The following is an 18193-nucleotide window of genomic DNA, read 5'->3' as shown; positions in this document are numbered from 1 at the left end:
GCCAGAGCGGGCTTGCTTAGGCCGACGGGAAGTGATAGGTCTTGCCTCGCGATGAAATTTGTTCTGGCATGTTATGGAACCCGGGGGGATGTCGAGCCCTCTCTCGCCGCGGGGCGCGAACTGCTGCGTCGAGGCCACGAAGTTCGGATGGCCATCCCGCCTAACCTGCTTGGCCTCGCCGAGACGGCCGGCCTTGACGCGGTTGCGTATGGACCGGATATGCAGGCGTTCTGGGACGACGAGTTCCTGCGCAACTTCTGGTCGAGGTTCCGTCGCACATTCTGGTCCATCCGCGGCCCGATCGAGCTGGTGCGCGAAGCCTGGGAGCCCGTGTTGCGGTCCTGGACGGACATGAGCGAGACCCTGACCGCGCTGACCGCCGGGGCCGACGTACTCTTTACCGGCCAGCTGTACCAGGACCTCGCGACGAACGTCGCGGAGTACTACGACATCCCGATGGCTGTACTGCACTACATCCCGATGCGGCCCAACGGGCAGCTCATCCCGAATCTGCCGGCGCCGCTGGTCCGCACCGGCATGGCGGCGTACGACTGGATGGTCTGGCGGATGAACAAGAAGGCCGAGGATGCCCAGCGCCGCAAGCTCGGCCTGCCCAAGACCACGTGTGCCTCCCCGCAACGGATCGCCAAACGCGGATCGTTGGAGCTACAGGCCTACGACGCGGTGTGTTTCCCGGGCCTGGCGCGCGAATGGGCGAAATGGGGCGAGCGACGGCCCTTTGTCGGCGCGCTGACGATGGGCTTGACGACGGACATCGACGACGAGGTCGCGGCATGGGCGGACGCCGGAACACCGCCGATCGTCTTTGGCTTTGGCAGCATGCCGGTCAGCGAAACCCCGACCGATACGGTCGAGATGATCGCGTCGGCCTGCGAGCAATTGGGCGAGCGGGCATTGGTCTGCGCCGGTTGGGCCGACTTCAGCGAGGTGCCGCATTTCGATCACGTCAGGGTGGTCGGTGCAGTGAATTACGCGAAGGTCTTCCCACACTGCCGCGCGGTGGTGCACCACGGCGGTTCGGGCACCACCGCCGCGGGCCTGCGCGCCGGTATCCCCACCCTGATTCTCTGGACGGCAGGCGATCAGCCATTCTGGGGAGGTCATCTCAAACGACTGAAAGTCGGTGCAGCCCGCAAGTTTTCGCTCACCACCAAGGAGACGTTGATCGAGGATCTGCGGCAGATCCTCACTCCGGAATGCGCTGCCAAAGCGCGCGCACTGGCCACTCAGATGACGCAGGCCAACGACAGCGTCAGCCGCGCTGCCGACCTGCTGGAAAGTTTCGCGCATAACGGACGTTTTGCGTGATCGGCGGGCGAGGCTAGGCGCCGCCGATTCGCCCTTCAGCACCTCGATTCGGGAGTCATGCGTCGGGCACTCAGCTAACATGCTTTGGGGGTTGGTATGGACGGCATCTCGAGCCCTGGATTGGTAATGCGGGATCGGGATGACTGATCGAGCGGGGAGTTGGGGCGCTTAGGCTCCAGGATTGGATGTAATGGCATGCGAGGAGAAGGCCGTTTTGACCGTGACTGATCTCGACGCGCGGTCCGCGTATCTCGATCTGCTCCGACGTGACCTCACTCGATACGGTCAAGACGAGCTGGTGCCGGTCGGGTGGTATCGGCTGGGGCGGCCCATTTTCAACGCCCGGAATTTCATGCTCGTGCGCAAGTACCCGTTCAACGCGTACGCGCGGGACCGGGGCCTGGATTGGCCGGCGGACGCGTTGACCATGATCGGGATGCAGCGGCTGACCAGCCTGCAACAGTGTGTGGAGACGGTGCTGGCCGATGACGTTCCCGGTGACCTGGTCGAGTGTGGCGTGTGGCGCGGCGGCGCCTCGATTTTGATGCGTGCGGTCCTTTCGGCCTACGGAGATCGGACGCGCAAGGTGTGGCTCGCCGATTCGTTTGCCGGCGTACCTCCGCCGGACGCCGCGAATTACAAAGCGGATAAAGGGATTAAGCTGCACCGCCACGCGAGCATTCTTGGGGTCTCGCAAGAGCAGGTCAAGGCGAATTTCGAGCGTTACGGGTTACTCGATGACCAGGTAGATTTTGTACCGGGCTGGTTCAAGGACACATTGGCCGACGCCCCGATCGGGCAGATCGCGGTGCTACGCCTTGACGGCGACCTCTACGAATCGACGATCCAGGCCCTCGATGCGCTCTACCCACGGTTGTCGTCGGGCGGCTATTGCATTATCGACGACTATCACGCCCTGAAAGCGTGTGAGCAGGCGGTGGCTGACTACCGCGAGAAGCACGGAATAACCGCCGAGATCGAGGAAATCGACGGCACCGGCGTGCTGTGGCGCAAGCCATGACCACCACACGGCCGTAGCATCTGGAGCCGGTTCCCAAAAGCACGGACGGCGAACGTCGTTCGCTGTAAACCCATGCCTCCGAACATGTTTGCCGCACCGGGTGTCGCGCGTTCGGTCAACCACGTTGGCCGTGGACCCATCCCATTCACCGGAGGCACGGTGGGCGCCAATGTTATGGTTGCCGCCGTGGCAAACGGTCTACACGTCAAGACACGCCTGCTGATGTGGTGGGTGCGCGGTGAGTATTGGCTCGCCCGCACCGTGCTGCCCGATGTCTACGCAAGCGATGGCCTGATCAGCTTTCACAACGACGCATTCCTGGACGACCCCGCGTTCCAGCGGGCCTACAAACGCGGTGCGCAGGCGCTGCCCGACCAGGACTGGTACCAGTGGCAGTGGCGGGTGCACGTCGGGCTGTGGGCGGCAAAGAGCGCCAGCCGACTGGACGGCGATTTCGTGGAGTGCGGCGTCAGTTATGGGTTCTTGAGCAGCGCCATCATGGAGCACCTCGACTGGGATCGGCTGGGCAAGACGTTCTATTTGCTCGACACCTTCGCAGGCATCGATTCGCGCTTCGTCACAGACCACGAACGCGAATCCGGGGAGTTTGAGCGAAGCCAGACCAAGCTGCGCAACGGGATGTACGTCAGCGGAGTCGAGGGTGTCCGCGCGAATTTCGCAGAGTGGAAAAACGTGCGCATCATCGTCGGTGCGGTTCCCGAAACCCTCGACCAGGTCGAGTCGCAGTCGGTGGCTTACCTGCACATCGACATGAACTGTGCGCCACCCGAAATCGCCGCGCTGCGCCATTTCTGGCCGCGACTCACGCCGGGCGCCTTTGTGCTCCTCGACGATTACGCGAATCGGGGGCGCGACGAGCAGCGTGCCGCCATGGACGCCTTGGCAGCCGAATTCGGCGTGGCGATCTGCGCGCTGCCCACCGGGCAGGGCCTGCTGATCAAGCCGGTACAGTGACCCGCTCAGCCTTTGCCGCGGGCGGCCTCTTCGAGGAGATCGGCGGCGCGGCCGATGCTTTCGGCGGGTTTGGTCATCCGCGTCGCGAGTTCGCGGGCGCGACCGGCGTACTGGGGGGCCAGGATCTCGCGTAGATCCGTGACCAACGTCTCCTGCGTGGCCGTCGAAAAGCGCCGCGCTGCGCCGACCTTCAACCGTTTCACCTGAGCTCCCCAGTACGGCTGGTCGGCCGAGCTCCACAGGATCAGCGTGGGGATCCCCGCGCGCATGCTGGCGGCTGTGGTGCCCGAGCCGCCATGGTGAACCACCGCGCGGCAGGCGGGGAAGACCGTTGCGTAGTTCACCGGACCCACCAGTTTGACGTGCTCGGGATGCGGCACGTCGGTGAAGTCCGTCCCGCCGAAGCACACCAGTGCTCGCTCACCCAATTCCGCGCACGTCGCGCCGATCATCTCCACCAATTCCGTCGGGGATTCGACCGGGATGCTGCCCGAGCCGAAGCAGATCGGGGGTGTTCCCGCGGCGATCCACGACGTGACGCCCTCGTCGGCGTCGGTGGTCAATTCCATTGTCAGCGCACCGACAAAGGGCCTGCGGTCGCCCCATTTCGCCCACTCGGCGGTCAGCCCGGGAAAGCACACGTCGTCGTAGCCCTGGATTTCCAGGGAACCCCGGTCGGCGATGCGTCGCTGTGAGCGAGCTGTCGCGGTCGGCAGGCCGAGTTCGCGGCGCTGTTCGTTGTCGACCTTCTTCGTCGAGAGCCAAAACAGCCATTCGATCGCGATCATCGAGGAACGGACCAGCGGTGCCGGCATGGTCGGCGCCAGCTGGCCGTTCGCCCGCATCGGGAAGTGATGCAGCGTGGCCAACGGAATGTCGTAGTGTTCAGCCACATTGGCTGCGGGCTGTTCGAAATTGATGCCGGTGGACAGCAAGTCGGCCCCGTCTGCCAGCGACATCAGCGTCGTATTAACCTGGGCCCAGTGCACGATGATGGGCTCCCAGATCTTGCGCACCAGTTTGATCGGGCCGGTGATCGTCCAGGCGCTGCGGAAGAAATCCGTCCACATGTTGCGCAGGAAGTCCTCGTCCAGGAACTCCTCGATCGGCGGCCCGTAGGACACGGCCGCAAGCCCGGCGGCCTCGGTGAAGTCCAGCAGCCCGGGCGGGACCGCCAGCGCCACGTCGTGCCCTCTGCTCTGCAGTTCGCGGCCGACGGCGGCCGAAGGCTCGATATCGCCGCGCGTTCCGTAGCTTGCCAGGACGAATTTCATCAGGAGCCCAGCCTCTCAGATGCCGTGCGGCGGCGCTGTCCGGGTATCGGTGACGGGCAGCGGATCGGATGGAGGCTCGGTTCGTAATGCGTTACCCACCGGTTGAAGTCGAGTAGGGTGTTGATGTTCTGCAGTTCGCCATTGGGGTGGCGGCCCGGAATCTTGTTAGGGAGTACACATTAAGACGGGGGAGCAAGAAGGGAATAACTCCTTGACGGAGCCGTCGGCCACGAATTCATCCCAGCAGAGTCAGAGTTTCACTCAATTCCAAAGCGCTGCGTCACCGCGCCCGAATGGTGACAGCGCAGGTCCGCGCCCGGGGCACACCAAGTTTCGCCCCGATATCGAGGGTTTGCGCGCCGTCGCCGTGTTGGGTGTTGTCCTGTTTCATGCCGGCGTGCCCGGAGTCGGTGGTGGGTTCATCGGCGTGGATGTCTTCTTTGTCATCTCGGGTTTCCTTATCACTGGGTTGCTTTGGCGCGAGGTGAGCAGCGCGGGAACTATCCGGCTTCGCCGCTTCTATGGCGCGCGCGCCCGTCGGTTGCTGCCGGCGTCGGCGACGGTGGGCGTCGTCACCGCGATCGCGTCGTTCCTGTTATTGCCGCCGCTATTAGTCCCGCCCGTGTTGCTGGACGGCATTACCAGTGCGCTCTATGTGGGTAACTGCTGGTTCTTTCTCGAGGCCACGGACTACTTCTCCGATAGCGCCAACGCGTCGCCATTCCTGCACTATTGGTCGCTGGGCGTGGAGGAGCAGGTCTATTTCGTGTGGCCGGCCATCATGCTCGGTGTGGCCTGGGTAATCCGCCGGCGTCGGCGGGACGGTGCCAATGCCATTACGCCGAAGACATACCTCGTTGTCCTTGTGCTGATTGGAGCGACGTCCCTCGTGGCGGCGCTGTTGGTCACGCGCGCGTGGCCGCCCGCCGGGTTCTTCTTGATGCCCACCCGGGCCTGGGAGTTGGCCGCCGGCGGGGTGGTGGCTCTCACGGCCGGCCGGTGGAGCCGCCTGTCGCCACTGGTCACCGCGGCCGCCGGCTGGGTTGGCCTGGTTGCAGTCGTGCTGACCTGTGTTTTCTTGAACTCAACCACGCAGTATCCGGGTATCGCCACGCTTGTCCCGGTGCTGGGTACGGCGCTGGTCATCGGGGCGGGTTGTGCCACGCCGACCCGGGGAGCTGGGCAGCTGCTGTCGTTGACGCCGATGCGGGCAATCGGGCGCATCTCCTACTCGTGGTATCTGTGGCACTGGCCGGTACTGCTGCTGGCCGCGCCGTTGCTCGGCCACCCGCTGGGGCTGACGGGCAGGTTGGTGACCGTCGTCATCTCCGCAGGCCTGGCCCTGCTCACCCTGCGTTTCATCGAGAATCCCGTCCGATTCTCGGCCGCCGTGAACCTGTCGGCCGGCCGCAGTCTCGCGGTCGGCGGCGCGGCCACCGCGGTCGCGGTGTGCGTGAGCGTGGTGCTGCTGGTGCTGGTGCCGCTGCCGATCGGGCGAGGCCCCGCGGCGCCCACGCTCGCGGTGACGGTGACACCTCCCACCGGTCGGGGCGCCGAGCCGTACGACGGCGCCGTGCGACGGGCGTTCGCGCAAGTACAGGCCGCGGTCGCGGCGTCGGCAAACGTCAAGGCCGTGCCGTCGAACCTGCAACCGTCGCTCGGCGGCGCGACCGCTGAACAGTCGGCCATGTTCGGCAGGGCCTGCATGCGCGACTTTTTCCAGGCCGATCAGCCCGTATGTGCGTCGGGGGACACCGCGTCGCACACGACGGTTGCCCTCGTCGGCGACTCGAATGCGGCGATGTGGACCCCCGCGTTCGAGGAAGTCGCCGTGCAGCGGCACTGGCGGCTGGAGAGCCTGGATAAGGTCGGCTGCCCGCTGTTCGACTTGCCGCTGACCACCCCGCACCTGCGACGCGAGTACACCGAGTGCGAACAGTGGCGCGGGCCGGTCATCAGCCGATTACAGGCCGAACACCCGCGCCTGATCGCGCTGAGCATCTCGCGCACCTACCGTGACCAGGGTTTCACGGCGTACGACGCGGCGTGGATCGGCGGTCTGACCCGCCTGGTTCAGGAGTTGCGCGGCACCGGTGCGGAGGTGTTGGTGCTCGGGCCGATCCCGGACCCGCAGTCGAAGGTGCCGGTCTGCCTCTCGGCTCACCTCGACGATGCGACGGCGTGCGGACGGTCACGGTCGTACGCGGTCAACGACGTCGGTATCGCGGCCGAGGCCACCGCCACCAAGGCCGCGGGGGCCAGTACGCCGACCTCACCACACTGTTCTGCACTGCCGACCGCTGCCCGGTCATTGTGGGCAACACCCTGGTGTACCTCGATGAGGTACACCTCAGTTACGAATACGCGCGGCAGTTGGCGCCCGTCATCGGTCTGCTGGCCGACCGCACCCTCGCCCGCAACTGACCTGTCGCATGACGGGGTTGGTGAGCACGAGCGCGCGGAAGTTCGCAGCGCGATCACTCGGCGACGACCGGATACTGATCACCGGCGCGTCCGGCTGGCTCGGGCGAACCGCTCTCGACCTGCTGGCACCGTTGGGTCTGCCGACCCTGGCTCTGGCCAGTCGGACCCGACGCATCCGCGTCGCGGATCGCGAAATCGACTGCTACGCATGGGATCCCGTGCAGGTTGCATCCTTCGCGCCGACCGTCGTGCTGGACTGCGCGTTTCTTACCCGGGACCGGGTCGCAGGGATGCCGCTGAACGAGTACGTTGCCGTCAACCGCGGCCTGACCGACCAATTGGTGTACGCGACGCGCCTGCCGGGGGTGCGCCTGGCACTCACCGTCTCCAGCGGGGCGGCCGTCTACCCCCGCGACGCTCTCGACGGGCAAGTCGAGGACAACCCGTACGGCTATCTCAAGCGCGAGGCCGAGCACCGGCTGGCGCAGGCGGCGGGCGACAGCGGGGTGACGTCAGTGGTCGCCCGAGCGTGGAGCATCTCGGGTGCCCACGTGCAGAATCCGCAGAACTATGCGTTGGGATCGATGATCCAGGCTGCGAACTCCGGGGCGATACGAATCACCGCGCGCCGTCCGGTGTTTCGCCGCTACGTCCTTGCCGAGGAGCTACTCGCACTGGGCATCGCCGAGGGCGGCGTCGGGCCCTGCACGATCGACAGCGGGGGTGAGCTGGTAGAGATGGCGGAACTGGCAAGTCGGGTCGCCCGAGTCGTGCGCCCGGACGCGCCAATCAGCCGTGACACGGTCGATGCCGGTAATCCGGATCGGTACCACAGCGACGGACAGGATTGGGAAAGTCGTTGCCAGAAATGGCAATTCGACACCGTACCGCTGGACGGTCAAGTCGAGATCACCGCCCGCGGGGTGCTCGGCCGGACTTGACCAACCAACCCGGCAGGCTAAATCACGCCGGAACCGCCAGGGCTCCCAGCCGGCCCATCCGCAAACCCCCGACACTCGCGGTCGGATCGGATGCGGTGCCGACTATCCGAAAACCACCACGGGTCAGCAACGTTCGCAAAGATCGTGTCGAGAAGTAGTTGATGTGCTCGCTTTGCTTGACGGTCCCGTAGCGTGGCACCGTTCGGCCGAAGTTGCGAGCGACGCCGGTGGCGAAATCCGCAGCGACCCAGCTGAAACGGGAGACCGAAACCCATTTCAGGAAACGGCGGTATTGCGGCCCGGAATGCCATGGGCGCACCTTCGGCCGGTCCAGGGGCACCTCGACGTAGAACAACCCGTCGTCGGCTACCGCGGCCCGGATCTCAGAGACCAAAGCCAGGGGGTCGACGAGGTGTTCGAGGAGGTGAGCCGCGATCACCAGGTGCGGTCTGTCGGGTAGCTCATCGAGCGTCGACGCCGCCTTCACGCCTTCGACCAAGTTCTTTCCCGAGACTTCGATGACGTACTTGCGACCCGCATAGCCGGTGCGGAAGAACTGACCCTCGTCGCCTCCATAATCGACGATATTGCGAAAGTCTTCGATATCCGCATGGGCGGCAACAACTTCGGTCATGAAGCCGGTCCGCTCGGCGGCGGCGTCGGAGCCGGGCTTTGTTGCGGAATTCGTCTTCCGCGAGTACCAGGGCTCCCAGCTTCGCCGGATCGAAAGGTAGCGGTCGTCTCGATACCCCGAATACATCGCATCGAGAGTGTCGGCGTCGAAGCGATGGGAGAAGTACGCCAAATCGCAGTTGTCGCAGTGGCGGAGGGCAGTGTCATGGGGTGCGCTTCGCGGATCGCTGCTGAGCTCGCGAATGAAGGGTGCGATTCGCCCATATGCCTCAATGGCCCCCGGATCTCCGCAGATCGGACACGCTTGACCCATGGCGTTTTGAAACCCCCTAGAACCCCTTTTTCACGACTCTATTCCACTCCGCGGCACATTCGTAATCGGTTATCCCGCAAGCTATTTTGAGCGACGCCTGGCGACAGTTGCCTTGCGCTGCGATAACTGGGCCCCAGCTTGATGCCCAAGCGGTACGAATGTTTGCCGAACCGGCATCTCGGCAAATTCGGATTGCTCGGCGGCTATCGCGTCACCACGGCGAGCCCGCGCAGCGCCATATCTCCGTCGGGTGCCACCGTCGCGGGCCCGCCCAGGCCCGACTGGATAGCGGCGCGCAGCGGGGCGAAACGCTGGGCCACGCCACCGCAGAACAGCAATTCATCCGACGGGAGGTATCCGACTTCCGGTGCCGAGTGGACGTAGGGCGCGGCGACCGCGATAACGAGCGCGCGTAGCAGGTCTTCGGCGGTGTGCGCATCCGTGATCTGTGACCACCCACCGCCGTTAGCGTGGTAGAACGTCGGGTGCGCGTGGGGGAGCGGACGATTCGTGGGCGTGGCGGCGGCGCGCACGGCCCACTCCCATGCGCGGTCGTCGGCGTCACCGCGTGAGAGCAACTCAACGCCGTGCGTGAGTGTGCGTCCGGCCGGCAGGTGCGTCCTGGTGTGCAGCAGCAGTCCGTCGAAATATGGCGGGTCTGGCAACGGTCTTCGGCGTGGGTGTCGGCGAGCCGGGCAACTTGACCCCCGGTGGAGATGTTGAATGCGGTAACGCCGTGTCGCAGACCGGCACCGAGCAGCGCCGCCTGTTGATCGCCCACCGGAGTGAAAACGGCCGCGCCCGAAGCGGGGTGGATGCCGACCACCTCCAGGGCCGACGAGACCCGCGGCAGTCGCAGTCGGGTGCGGCCGCCGACCAGGGCGGCGATCGGCTCGGACCAGGATCCGGCTTTCAGGTCGAACATGCCGGAGGCAGCTGCATCGGTGAGGTGCTGCACGAAGGCCGGTGCGCCGGTCAGTGCCGCGGCCACCCACGACAGCAGGCTGTGCACCCGAAGGGGGCCGTCGAAGGCCGTGAGGTCGGTCGCATAGATGCCCGCGACCGGCAGACCCGAGCGCAGCTCGTTTCCGGCCGCGAGCCAGGTCTCCGACGGTTGTGCGTTGCGCAGTTCGTCGAGGTAGGAGCTGCCGTTGCGGGGAGAGAGCGCGCGGTTGTCCTGGAAGGTGGCCAAAGGCAGCTGTGGCACGTTGTGCTCGTCGGTCAGCGTCCAGCCGTGCATTTGTCCGCTCAGCAGGATCCGCTCCGGGTTGTCGGCCCCGGGCAGGACCGACGCGATGGCCGCTTCGACCGCGGCGAGCGTTACCGTGGGGTCGACCGTCCGATACGGTCCGTCGAGCGATGAGAACGGGGGAAAGTCGAATTTGTTTTCTGCGACGATGTTTTCGTCGTCGCGCAGCACCGCGACCTTGATGTAGGTCGCGCCGACGTCAACGAGCAGCGAAGAGCGGCTCGTCATCCAAGTATTCCGAGACCTCGGCTACCAGTGCCTCGTCTAGTTCTTTCGGCACAATCCTCAGGTCGCCCTCGTCGTGCAGGACCGAGAAGTGCATGACGCCCTTGCGAACCTTCTTGTCGCGCTTGAGCGTATCCACCAGCTCTCGCGCCGACGGGATGTTCTGGATCGTGTAGTCGGTGTTGGCGGTCAGCGCGGCGCGTACCCGTGCGGCCGTTTGCGGGTTGGTCAGGCCCCACTTCACGCCGAGAAAGTTAATCAGGTCCATGCCCCACATCACGGCAATTCCGTGCGGAACTTCGTTGTGGGTCAGCGCTTCCAGCGCATGGCCGAAGCTATGGCCGTAGTTCAGCACGCGCCGCAGATCCGACTCGTGTTCGTCCTGCTCGATGACCAGCCGCTTGCTCTCCAGGGAGTTGCGGATCATCTCCAGCAGACGCGGATTGCGGTGGCCCCCATCGCGCAGGGCGTCGACGAGGTCGTCGAAGAACGCGCCGTCATTGGTGAGCGCAAGCTTGTAGATCTCGCCATAGCCCGAGTCCAGCTCGACCTGGGGCAGGCTGGTCAGAAACTCGGAGCAGATCACCACGTGGCTGGGTGAGTGGAAGACGCCGAGCTGATTCTTCAGCGGCAACACGTTGATGCTGGATTTCGCCCCGATGCAACTGTCCGCCTGACTGAGCAGGTTGGTCGGAACGTTGGTCCAACTCACGCCGCGGTAGTAGACGTGCGCCGCGAAGGTCGCGACGTCCTGGATGACGCCACCGCCGATCGCCCCGATGCGCGCCGAGCGCGTTGCCTTGTTCTCCAGCAGCCAGTCGATGAAAATGCTCACGCCGGCAAGGGTTTTGGTCTCTTCGTCGGCCGTCGCTCGATAGGTCGGGTACTTCAGCAGCTCGCCTAGCGCTTCGCCGTAGATCTCGACCAGCAATTCGTCGATGATGACGAACGTCTCCGGGCCGGCATCGACCAGCGCGGGCACCTGCGCGACGTCACCGACGAAATCCACCGGATAGTCACCCTGTTCGGACTTGATGATCATTCGATCCTGGGTCACAGGCACAGAAAACCTCCGTCGATCGTTATGGACTGTCCAGTGATATAGGAGTTCTCGGCCGACACCAGCCAAGAAATAAAGCGGGCAATCTCCACCGGCTCGGCCAGACGGCCGAGCGGGACGCGCGCGGCCAGCGCTTCGAGCTGCTCCGCATCGTTGTTCTGGTACGTCAGATCGGTGAGGACGAATCCCGGGGCAACACAGTTGGCGATGACACCGAAGGGGCCGTACTCCACGGCGACCGAGCGCACCACTTCCTCGATCGCGGCCTTCGACGAACTGTAGGCCACCCGTCCGGCACGAGCCCGGTGTGCGTAGACGCTCGATACCGCGACCACCCTGCCGTAGCCGGCGGCGGCCATCCTTGGCAGCAGTTCCTGCAGGAGTTGCAGATTCGCGCTGACGTTCACCTGCTGCGTGGCCGACCAATTCTCCGACGAAATCTCTTGCAGGGGTTCGGGATTGTTGATGCCGGCGTTGAGCACGAGGATGTCGACGGTCTCGTCAAGTTCGCCGAGATAGGCGGCGACGGATTCGGGCTCCGCGAGATCGAGTTCGTGGCGGCTGGGCCGCAGCACTCGAATTCCCTTCGACTCCAAGGTCTCGGCGACGCTGCGGCCGATGCCGCGCGCGGCGCCGGTGACAAGGGCGGTGGAACTCACGTGTGTTCAACCCCGCGATCGCGGACGCGCCGCTGGCCGGACCCGGTCACGCTCGTCCCTTCTTGTTGCACGTGCCCATACGCTATCCGCGGCACTGCGACGGCGGAGATGTGGGGCGGTGCCGACGTGGTGCTCAGTGGTGGTTGAGCACCTTCCAGCGTTTGTCCAGCATCTCGATGCGCTTAGGGTCCCCGTCGGTGATGTGGCCGTAGTAGTCGCGCTTGTTCAGCAGCCAGAGCAATTCGAAGTGCACGGCGTTGAGCAGCCCGTCTTCGATCGAGTCGAGCGTGCCGGCCGAGCCGTCGAGCACGACCTTGCGGGTCTCGAAACGGGTCAGGTGCACCTTCGCGACTTCGCGGATCGTGTCGAGAGTGTCGCTGGATATCGCGCCGCCCAGCACCAGATCGAGACCGGCCTGCTTCGCCTTCTCGGCGGCGGTCGTCACATAGCGGGTGATCTCCGGGCTGTTGATGGTTTCGCGGGTCTGCCCGAGCGACCCGGTGAAGTCGACCCGGCCGAAGACGATGCCGTGCACACCGCGGTTCTTGTGGGCCAGTTCGAGCATCTCATCGAGGTTGTTGAAACCCGTGATCGTTTCCAGGTTGAACAGGAAATCGGTGTCGAGCTCCTCGTCCTCGTCGTACACGGTGTTCTTGGCGGCGATGTACTTCGAGAGGGCGTAGGCGGTCTCCACCATCGGTGCGACGATGTAGCGCACCCCGATCTGCTTGGCTTCGAGAAGATCTCGCATCGCCTCGCAGCCACCGACCTTGACCGTGAGCGGCAAACCCGCGGAGCGCGCGATGTCGACAAGGCGCAGCAACTCATCGATTCGGGTGCCTTCAGCCTCGAACTCGGCCTTCACACTCACGACGCCGTGCTTTTCCTTGCCAACACGCAGGATCTCGACCATCTGCCGTTCGGTCTTGTTCATCTCGCCTTCCCCTGTTTGGGCCCCAATCAATCTGCAGAGAATGATTCCGCGTCATCCGACACGACGGGCGATTTTGGGCAAAACACCTGACGCGCTCAATTCGCGCCTGCGGCTTGGGACATTGTGGCGCCGAGGTGTACGGACACCCGCTTCTCCACATCGGGAGGAAGGTCGGGACTCATCCGGTGCAGCGGGTTGGACTTCATGGAGCCGTCGGCCTGGACCGCCGAAGTTATTTTCGGGTAGTAGGTCTGATCCGGGTCGATGGGCACTTCGATCAGCGCCGGACCGTCCGCTTCCAGCAGGGAAACGACGGAAGGAGCGTTCAAACCGGCCTCGGCGTCGAGCCGGGCGAACGGAATCCGGTATGCCCGGGCCAGCTCCTCCCAGCTCGGCAGACCCAGGCCAGTCTGCGCGTCGCAACCGATCCATGCCCCCCCCGGAAGTAGTTGCGCTGTGTCATCCGAATCGACGCATACCCATTGTTGTTGAGTACGAAGACTTTGACATTGGCCGCTGTCGCAGCCAGCGTGCCGAGTTCCTGGAGGTTTTGCGCGAATCCGCCGTCTCCCTCGGTGAGGAACACCTGGTGGCGGGGGTTGGCCAGCGCCGCGCCGATGGCCCCGGAGAGCCCGTACCCCATGCTTGCGAGCGCCTTGTTCGAGACGATTTTCTGGTCCGCTCGCAATTGCATGGCCTGCATGGCGACGGTGAAGGCGCCGCCACTGCTGCAGGGCACCACGATCGCATCGGGCTGGGCGACCTCGGCCAACCGCATCGCGAACTCATACGGCTTCACGTATCCCGCGGCCGTGACGTTCTCCGGATCGTTCAGCGGCAGCTCGGCCCGCACGGCGGCGATGAATTCCCGCCACGGCTGCCACCGCGCGGCGTCGCCGAGGTCGGCCCCGTAAAACGCGGCCAGGAAGGCGTCGGCGTCGCCGCGTAGTGCGAGGTCGACGCGCGGATGCCCCTTTTCGAGTTCGGCGGCGTCGATGTCGACCTGGATCAACCGCCCGACGGGGACGAACTCTTCCCAGGCGAAACCCGTCTGCTGCAGCCCCAGCCGGCTGCCGATGGCGATCACCAGATCGGCCTGCTGAATGAGGATGTTGGCTGACCGCTGTCCCCAGGTGTTCGGGCGGCCCGCGTACATCGGGTGCTCGGCCGGAACGCGGTCGGCTCCGTGCCAGGTGGTCATCAACGGGACGCCTGCGGCCGCGGCGCGCTGGCCCAGGGCTCGCACGGCCGCGCGGCTGACCCCGCCGCCGATCAGCACGACGGGACGCTCCGACTTGCGCGTCCAGTCCACCACTTGTTCCAGGTCCGTCGCGGACACCTGGGGGAGGGCGGCGGATGCGGGAATCGCGACGCCGTCCTGGCCGGCCAGCCCGGGTGCGCCCTGTGCGTCGAGGCAGATCTCCAGGAAGACGGGTCCTTGGCGGGGTGTGCGGCCGTCCAGTACTGCGTCGAGGATGACATGGCGCTCGACCGGTTGCTCGATACGGATCGCGCGTTTGGTGACGCTGCGCAGCAGCTCCACGCCGTCGATCTCCTGGATGCCGCGCTGCCGCAGCGCGCCGCGGCTCAGGTCGCTGCTTTTGACCTGCCCGCCGATGATGAGCAGTTCGCGACTTTCTTGCCACGCACCCGCGATTCCGGTGATGGCGTTGGTGATTCCGGGACCGGCTGTTACCAACGCGAGTGCGCGTCCGGTGTTTTCGTCGCGGGCGGCGTTGAAATATTCCACCGCAATCGCGGCGGCGACCTCGTGCACGAACGGCACGCACACCATCCTTGACCGCACCGAGTTCAGCAGGTGCATGTTGTTGCCACCCGCGACGAAGAAGCAGTGCGTGTACCCGGCGTCGACCAGCCAGTCGGTCAGTTGATCCGAGTACTTCAGGGGCAGAGAGGTCATAAGCCAACTTTCTGGCTGACAACGAAGTTGGGGCGCTGCTTGACCTCTTCGTAGATGAGCGCAAGGTACTCGCCGACGACCCCGAGTAGCAGTGTGATCACGCCGAACCCGATCAGCATCACGCAGATGAGCGACCCGAATCCCGGGAACGGCACCCCGTAGAAGACGAACCGCGCTGCGAGGATGAGCACGGCGACGGCCGCCATGGCGCTCAAGAAAAACCCGGTCATCGTGATGAGCCGCAGCGGTACATACGAGTGGGTGAGAATTCCCTTGCCGGCGAGGTCCATCACCTTGAGGGTGTAGGCCTTGGATTCACCGGCGAAGCGGGGCGCCCGCTTCATCGGCAGTCCGATCGACTTGAAACCCACCCACGAGAACAGGCCCCGGACGAACCGGTTGCGTTCGTCCATCGAACGCACGGCCTCGTACACCTTACGGTCGACCAAACGAAAGTCGCTGGCATTGCTGGTAATTCGATCGTCTGTGAGCTTGCCCGCCAGCCAATAGAACAGTTGGGAGTTCATCTTGCGAATCGGGCCGGTGCCGCCACGCTCGGTGACCACCCCGTAGACGTTTTCGTAGCCCTGCTCCCATGCCCGGATCATTTGCGGGATGAACTCGGGCGGGTCCTGCAGGTCGGCCGTCATCAGCACGACGGCGTCGGCGTCGGCGACATTGAGGCCGGCGGTCAGGCCGCCATCCATCCGGAAGTTGCGGGCCAGCTGCACGATCTTGAATCGCGGGTCCGCCTTGTGGATGGTGAGCAGCTTGTCCATCGTGTCGTCGCTGGAACCGTTTTCGACGATGATGGCCTCGAAGTCGTACCCCGGCTCGGAGTCGAAGACCGCCGCCAGCTGGCGAGCTAGCTCCTCGACGCATTCACTTTCGTTGTAGGCAGGGGCGATTACGGCGATCTTCTTCTTCACTCCCACGCCTACTCCCATACTTTCCACGGGGGGTTCCCGCTGTTCCAGAGGTTGTTCAGCAGCTGGGATTCCCGGAAGGTATCCATCGGCTGCCAGAACCCTCGGTGTCCGAACGCGGCGATCTGGCGGTCTTCGGCCAAACGTAGCAACGGCTTGTCCTCCAACACCGTCTCGTCACCGTCGAGGTAGTTGAGCACCCCCGGCTCGAAGACGAAGTAGCCGATGTTGATCCAGTCTTCGGTCTTGGGCTTCTCCCGGAACTTGGCGACCGCACCGTCCTGCTCCAGGTCGATGACCCCGAACCGGCTCATCGGCTGAGTGGCCGTCACCGTGGCGAGTTTGCCGTGCGACTTGTGAAACTCCAGCAGGGCGGGAATGTCGACATCGGCGATGCCGTCGCCGTACGTGCAGAGGAAGGTTTCCTCGCCCACATACTTCTGGATGCGCTTGATGCGGCCGCCTGTCATCGTGTTCAAGCCGGTGTCGGCGACCGTGACCCGCCAATTGAATTCGTCGTGCGAACCGTGATACTTGATGCTCGACTGGTCACCGAGGGTGATGGTGAAGTCGAGGTTCGACACCCCATAGTTCGAGAAGTAGCCCTTGATGTACTCGCTCTTGTAGCCCGTGCAGACGACGAATTCCGAGATGCCGTGATGTCCAAGAATCTTCATGATGTGCCACAGCACCGGCCGTCCCCCGACCTCCACCATGGGCTTGGGCCGGAACTCGGTTTCCTCCCGCATGCGGGTACCCAGACCACCAGCGAGAAGCACGGCTTTCATGAGGATTGGTCCAATCTCAAGGCGATCGTTCCCCGACCGGTTTTGCTGACGCGGCGACGCGCAGGTGACACACTAGCAATGTCGAAACGCGGTGGCGGGGTTTCCCAGGCCTGCCGGGCGCAGTACAGACCACACACGCACGAGGAGATCTCATTTCAAGACTCGATACCGATGGGCTTACGGGGGGCGGGCTTGAGGAGTATCGCGAGGATATGCTGTCCGCGGTCCGCGAATACGCGAAGCACAAGCTCACGACTTCCGAGTTCGTCCCCGGCGTCACGCCGGTCCCCGTGTCGGGCAAGGTCCTGGACCCGGAAGACTTCGCCGCGCTGGTCGACGCTTCGCTGGACGGCTGGCTGACCGCGGGCCGGTTCCATCCGCTCTTCGAGCGGGCCCTGGCCCGCTACGTCGGCGCCCGGGGAGCCATCTTCGTCAACAGCGGGTCGAGCGCCAACCTGGTTGCGCTCAGCGCCCTGACCAGCCCGAAGCTCGGCCAGTACAAGAAGCGGTTCGGCAAGCGTCCGCTGGAACCCGGCGACGAGGTGCTGACGGTTGCGTCGGGATTTCCCACGACCGTCAACCCGATCATCCAGAATGGAATGCGTCCGGTGGTCGTCGACATCGAGCTGGGCACCTACGACGCCATACCCGATCGCCTCCGCGAGGCCGTCAGTCCCAAGACACGGGCCATCATGATGGCCCACACCCTGGGCAATCCGTTCGACCTCGACACCGTCCAGGAGTTGTGCGACAAGCACGGCCTATGGCTGGTCGAGGACTCCTGCGATGCCCTCGGGTCGACCTACGACGGGAAACGCACCGGCAGTTTCGGCGACACCGCGACGGTAAGTTTCTATCCCGCACACCACATTACGACCGGCGAGGGCGGCGCCGTGTTCGTCAAGTCGGCGCTGGTGCGCAAGCAGGCGGAGTCGTTCCGCGACTGGGGCCGGGACTGCTACTGCGCGCCGGGCAACGACAACACCTGCGAGAAACGGTTCGAGTGGCAACTCGGTGACCTGCCCAGGGGCTACGACCACAAGTACATCTACAGCCACATCGGTTACAACCTCAAGGCCACCGACATGCAGGCCGCGGTGGGGCTGTCCCAGATGGCCAAGCTCGACGGGTTCGTCCAGGCGCGCAAGGACAATTTCAAGTACCTGACCTCGCGACTGACCGGTGTCGAGGGGCTCATCCTGCCGGTGCCCACGCCGAACTCGGACCCGTCGTGGTTCGGTTACCCGATCACGCTCGATCCCGAGCACCCGGTCGACCGAACGAAGTTCATGCAGTTCCTCGACGAGCGCAAGATCGGGTTCCGGCAACTGTTCGCCGGCAACCTCGTCAAACAGCCCGCGTACCGCGATGTCGACTTCCGGATCGTGGGGGACCTGACCAACACCGACATCGTGATGAACCGGACTTTCTGGGTCGGCACCTACCCGGCGCTGACGACGCCGATGCTCGACTTCGTGGCGGATTCGATCCGCGAGTACATGGCCGAGGCTGCCCGATAGC

15 protein-coding genes and 1 pseudogene are annotated in these 18193 nt (G+C 64.7%); 6 read left to right on the top strand and 10 right to left on the bottom strand.

Annotated features, from left to right (window positions below; all coding sequences use genetic code 11):
* Window positions 1–51: 51 nt before the first annotated feature.
* From G6N54_RS05740 to G6N54_RS05730, 3 genes are all read left to right on the top strand, one after another.
* The gene (locus tag G6N54_RS05740; protein ID WP_163788938.1) at window positions 52–1329 is read left to right on the top strand and encodes a glycosyltransferase; all 1278 of its coding nucleotides are present in this window, start codon (window positions 52–54) and stop codon (window positions 1327–1329) included.
* A gap of 190 nt (window positions 1330–1519) precedes the next feature.
* Complete coding sequence (locus tag G6N54_RS05735; RefSeq protein WP_179969173.1) at window positions 1520–2350, top strand: TylF/MycF/NovP-related O-methyltransferase; 831 nt, start codon at window positions 1520–1522, stop codon at window positions 2348–2350.
* Between the two features lie 186 nt (window positions 2351–2536).
* Entirely contained in the window at window positions 2537–3325 is a 789-nt protein-coding gene (locus G6N54_RS05730; RefSeq protein WP_179969172.1) for a class I SAM-dependent methyltransferase, read from the top strand.
* Between the two features lie 5 nt (window positions 3326–3330).
* Here G6N54_RS05730 and G6N54_RS05725 read toward each other — a convergent pair whose 3' ends face one another.
* A complete protein-coding gene (locus G6N54_RS05725) occupies window positions 3331–4599 on the bottom strand; it encodes a glycosyltransferase (RefSeq protein ID WP_163788936.1) in 1269 nt (422 codons plus the stop codon).
* Between the two features lie 211 nt (window positions 4600–4810).
* Here G6N54_RS05725 and G6N54_RS05720 point away from each other — a divergent pair.
* Window positions 4811–7023, top strand: a pseudogene (locus tag G6N54_RS05720) (acyltransferase family protein).
* A gap of 20 nt (window positions 7024–7043) precedes the next feature.
* The gene (locus G6N54_RS05715) at window positions 7044–7964 is read left to right on the top strand and encodes an NAD-dependent epimerase/dehydratase family protein (protein WP_232073404.1); all 921 of its coding nucleotides are present in this window, start codon (window positions 7044–7046) and stop codon (window positions 7962–7964) included.
* Between the two features lie 22 nt (window positions 7965–7986).
* On the opposite strand, the gene G6N54_RS05710 is transcribed toward G6N54_RS05715, so the two are convergent.
* The 9 genes from G6N54_RS05710 to rfbF form a co-directional block, all read right to left on the bottom strand.
* Complete coding sequence (locus G6N54_RS05710; protein WP_163788934.1) at window positions 7987–8769, bottom strand: class I SAM-dependent methyltransferase; 783 nt, start codon at window positions 8767–8769, stop codon at window positions 7987–7989.
* 352 nt (window positions 8770–9121) lie between these two features.
* Window positions 9122–10387, bottom strand: a complete 1266-nt coding sequence (locus G6N54_RS05705; RefSeq protein WP_232073402.1) for an FGGY family carbohydrate kinase — start codon at window positions 10385–10387, stop codon at window positions 9122–9124.
* Window positions 10359–11441: a 3-dehydroquinate synthase gene (locus G6N54_RS05700; RefSeq protein ID WP_163788933.1), complete on the bottom strand. Its 1083-nt coding sequence runs from the start codon at window positions 11439–11441 to the stop codon at window positions 10359–10361. The genes G6N54_RS05705 and G6N54_RS05700 overlap by 29 nt, the downstream gene beginning before the upstream one ends.
* On the bottom strand, window positions 11438–12103 hold the full coding sequence (locus G6N54_RS05695) for an SDR family NAD(P)-dependent oxidoreductase (RefSeq protein WP_163788932.1): 666 nt from the start codon (window positions 12101–12103) through the stop codon (window positions 11438–11440). Before G6N54_RS05695 ends, G6N54_RS05700 begins: the two co-directional genes overlap by 4 nt.
* Before the next feature lie 133 nt (window positions 12104–12236).
* The gene (locus tag G6N54_RS05690) at window positions 12237–13037 is read right to left on the bottom strand and encodes an aldolase/citrate lyase family protein (protein ID WP_163788931.1); all 801 of its coding nucleotides are present in this window, start codon (window positions 13035–13037) and stop codon (window positions 12237–12239) included.
* A gap of 95 nt (window positions 13038–13132) precedes the next feature.
* Window positions 13133–13366, bottom strand: a complete 234-nt coding sequence (locus G6N54_RS30270) for a hypothetical protein (RefSeq protein WP_232073400.1) — start codon at window positions 13364–13366, stop codon at window positions 13133–13135.
* Entirely contained in the window at window positions 13363–14958 is a 1596-nt protein-coding gene (locus G6N54_RS05685; RefSeq protein ID WP_232073398.1) for a thiamine pyrophosphate-binding protein, read from the bottom strand. The genes G6N54_RS30270 and G6N54_RS05685 overlap by 4 nt, the downstream gene beginning before the upstream one ends.
* Window positions 14955–15905, bottom strand: a complete 951-nt coding sequence (locus tag G6N54_RS05680; RefSeq protein WP_163794535.1) for a glycosyltransferase family 2 protein — start codon at window positions 15903–15905, stop codon at window positions 14955–14957. The genes G6N54_RS05685 and G6N54_RS05680 overlap by 4 nt, the downstream gene beginning before the upstream one ends.
* A complete protein-coding gene (gene rfbF / locus G6N54_RS05675) occupies window positions 15896–16672 on the bottom strand; it encodes a glucose-1-phosphate cytidylyltransferase (protein WP_163788930.1) in 777 nt (258 codons plus the stop codon). The genes G6N54_RS05680 and rfbF overlap by 10 nt, the downstream gene beginning before the upstream one ends.
* Window positions 16673–16824: 152 nt before the next feature.
* On the opposite strand from rfbF, the gene rfbH reads away from it, so the two are divergent.
* Complete coding sequence (gene rfbH / locus G6N54_RS05670) at window positions 16825–18192, top strand: lipopolysaccharide biosynthesis protein RfbH (protein ID WP_264078248.1); 1368 nt, start codon at window positions 16825–16827, stop codon at window positions 18190–18192.
* The last annotated feature ends 1 nt before the right edge of the window (window position 18193 follow it).

The sequence above is a fragment of the Mycobacterium stomatepiae genome (genome assembly GCF_010731715.1).
GTDB lineage: Bacteria > Actinomycetota > Actinomycetes > Mycobacteriales > Mycobacteriaceae > Mycobacterium > Mycobacterium stomatepiae.
The sequence above is the reverse complement of the archived record's forward strand: the minus strand, read 5'-3'. Positions and strand labels throughout refer to the sequence as shown.

Excerpts from the sequence above, each read along its gene's own strand:
- G6N54_RS05740 (WP_163788938.1), top strand. The coding sequence starts at position 52 with ATGAAATTTGTTCTGGCATGTTATGGAACCCGGGGGGATGTCGAGCCC.
- G6N54_RS05735 (WP_179969173.1), top strand. The coding sequence starts at position 1,520 with ATGGCATGCGAGGAGAAGGCCGTTTTGACCGTGACTGATCTCGACGCG.
- G6N54_RS05725 (WP_163788936.1), bottom strand. The coding sequence starts at position 4,599 with ATGAAATTCGTCCTGGCAAGCTACGGAACGCGCGGCGATATCGAGCCT.
- G6N54_RS05705 (WP_232073402.1), bottom strand. The coding sequence starts at position 10,387 with ATGACGAGCCGCTCTTCGCTGCTCGTTGACGTCGGCGCGACCTACATC.
- G6N54_RS05690 (WP_163788931.1), bottom strand. The coding sequence starts at position 13,037 with ATGAACAAGACCGAACGGCAGATGGTCGAGATCCTGCGTGTTGGCAAG.
- G6N54_RS05685 (WP_232073398.1), bottom strand. The coding sequence starts at position 14,958 with ATGACCTCTCTGCCCCTGAAGTACTCGGATCAACTGACCGACTGGCTG.
- G6N54_RS05680 (WP_163794535.1), bottom strand. The coding sequence starts at position 15,905 with ATGGGAGTAGGCGTGGGAGTGAAGAAGAAGATCGCCGTAATCGCCCCT.
- rfbF (WP_163788930.1), bottom strand. The coding sequence starts at position 16,672 with ATGAAAGCCGTGCTTCTCGCTGGTGGTCTGGGTACCCGCATGCGGGAG.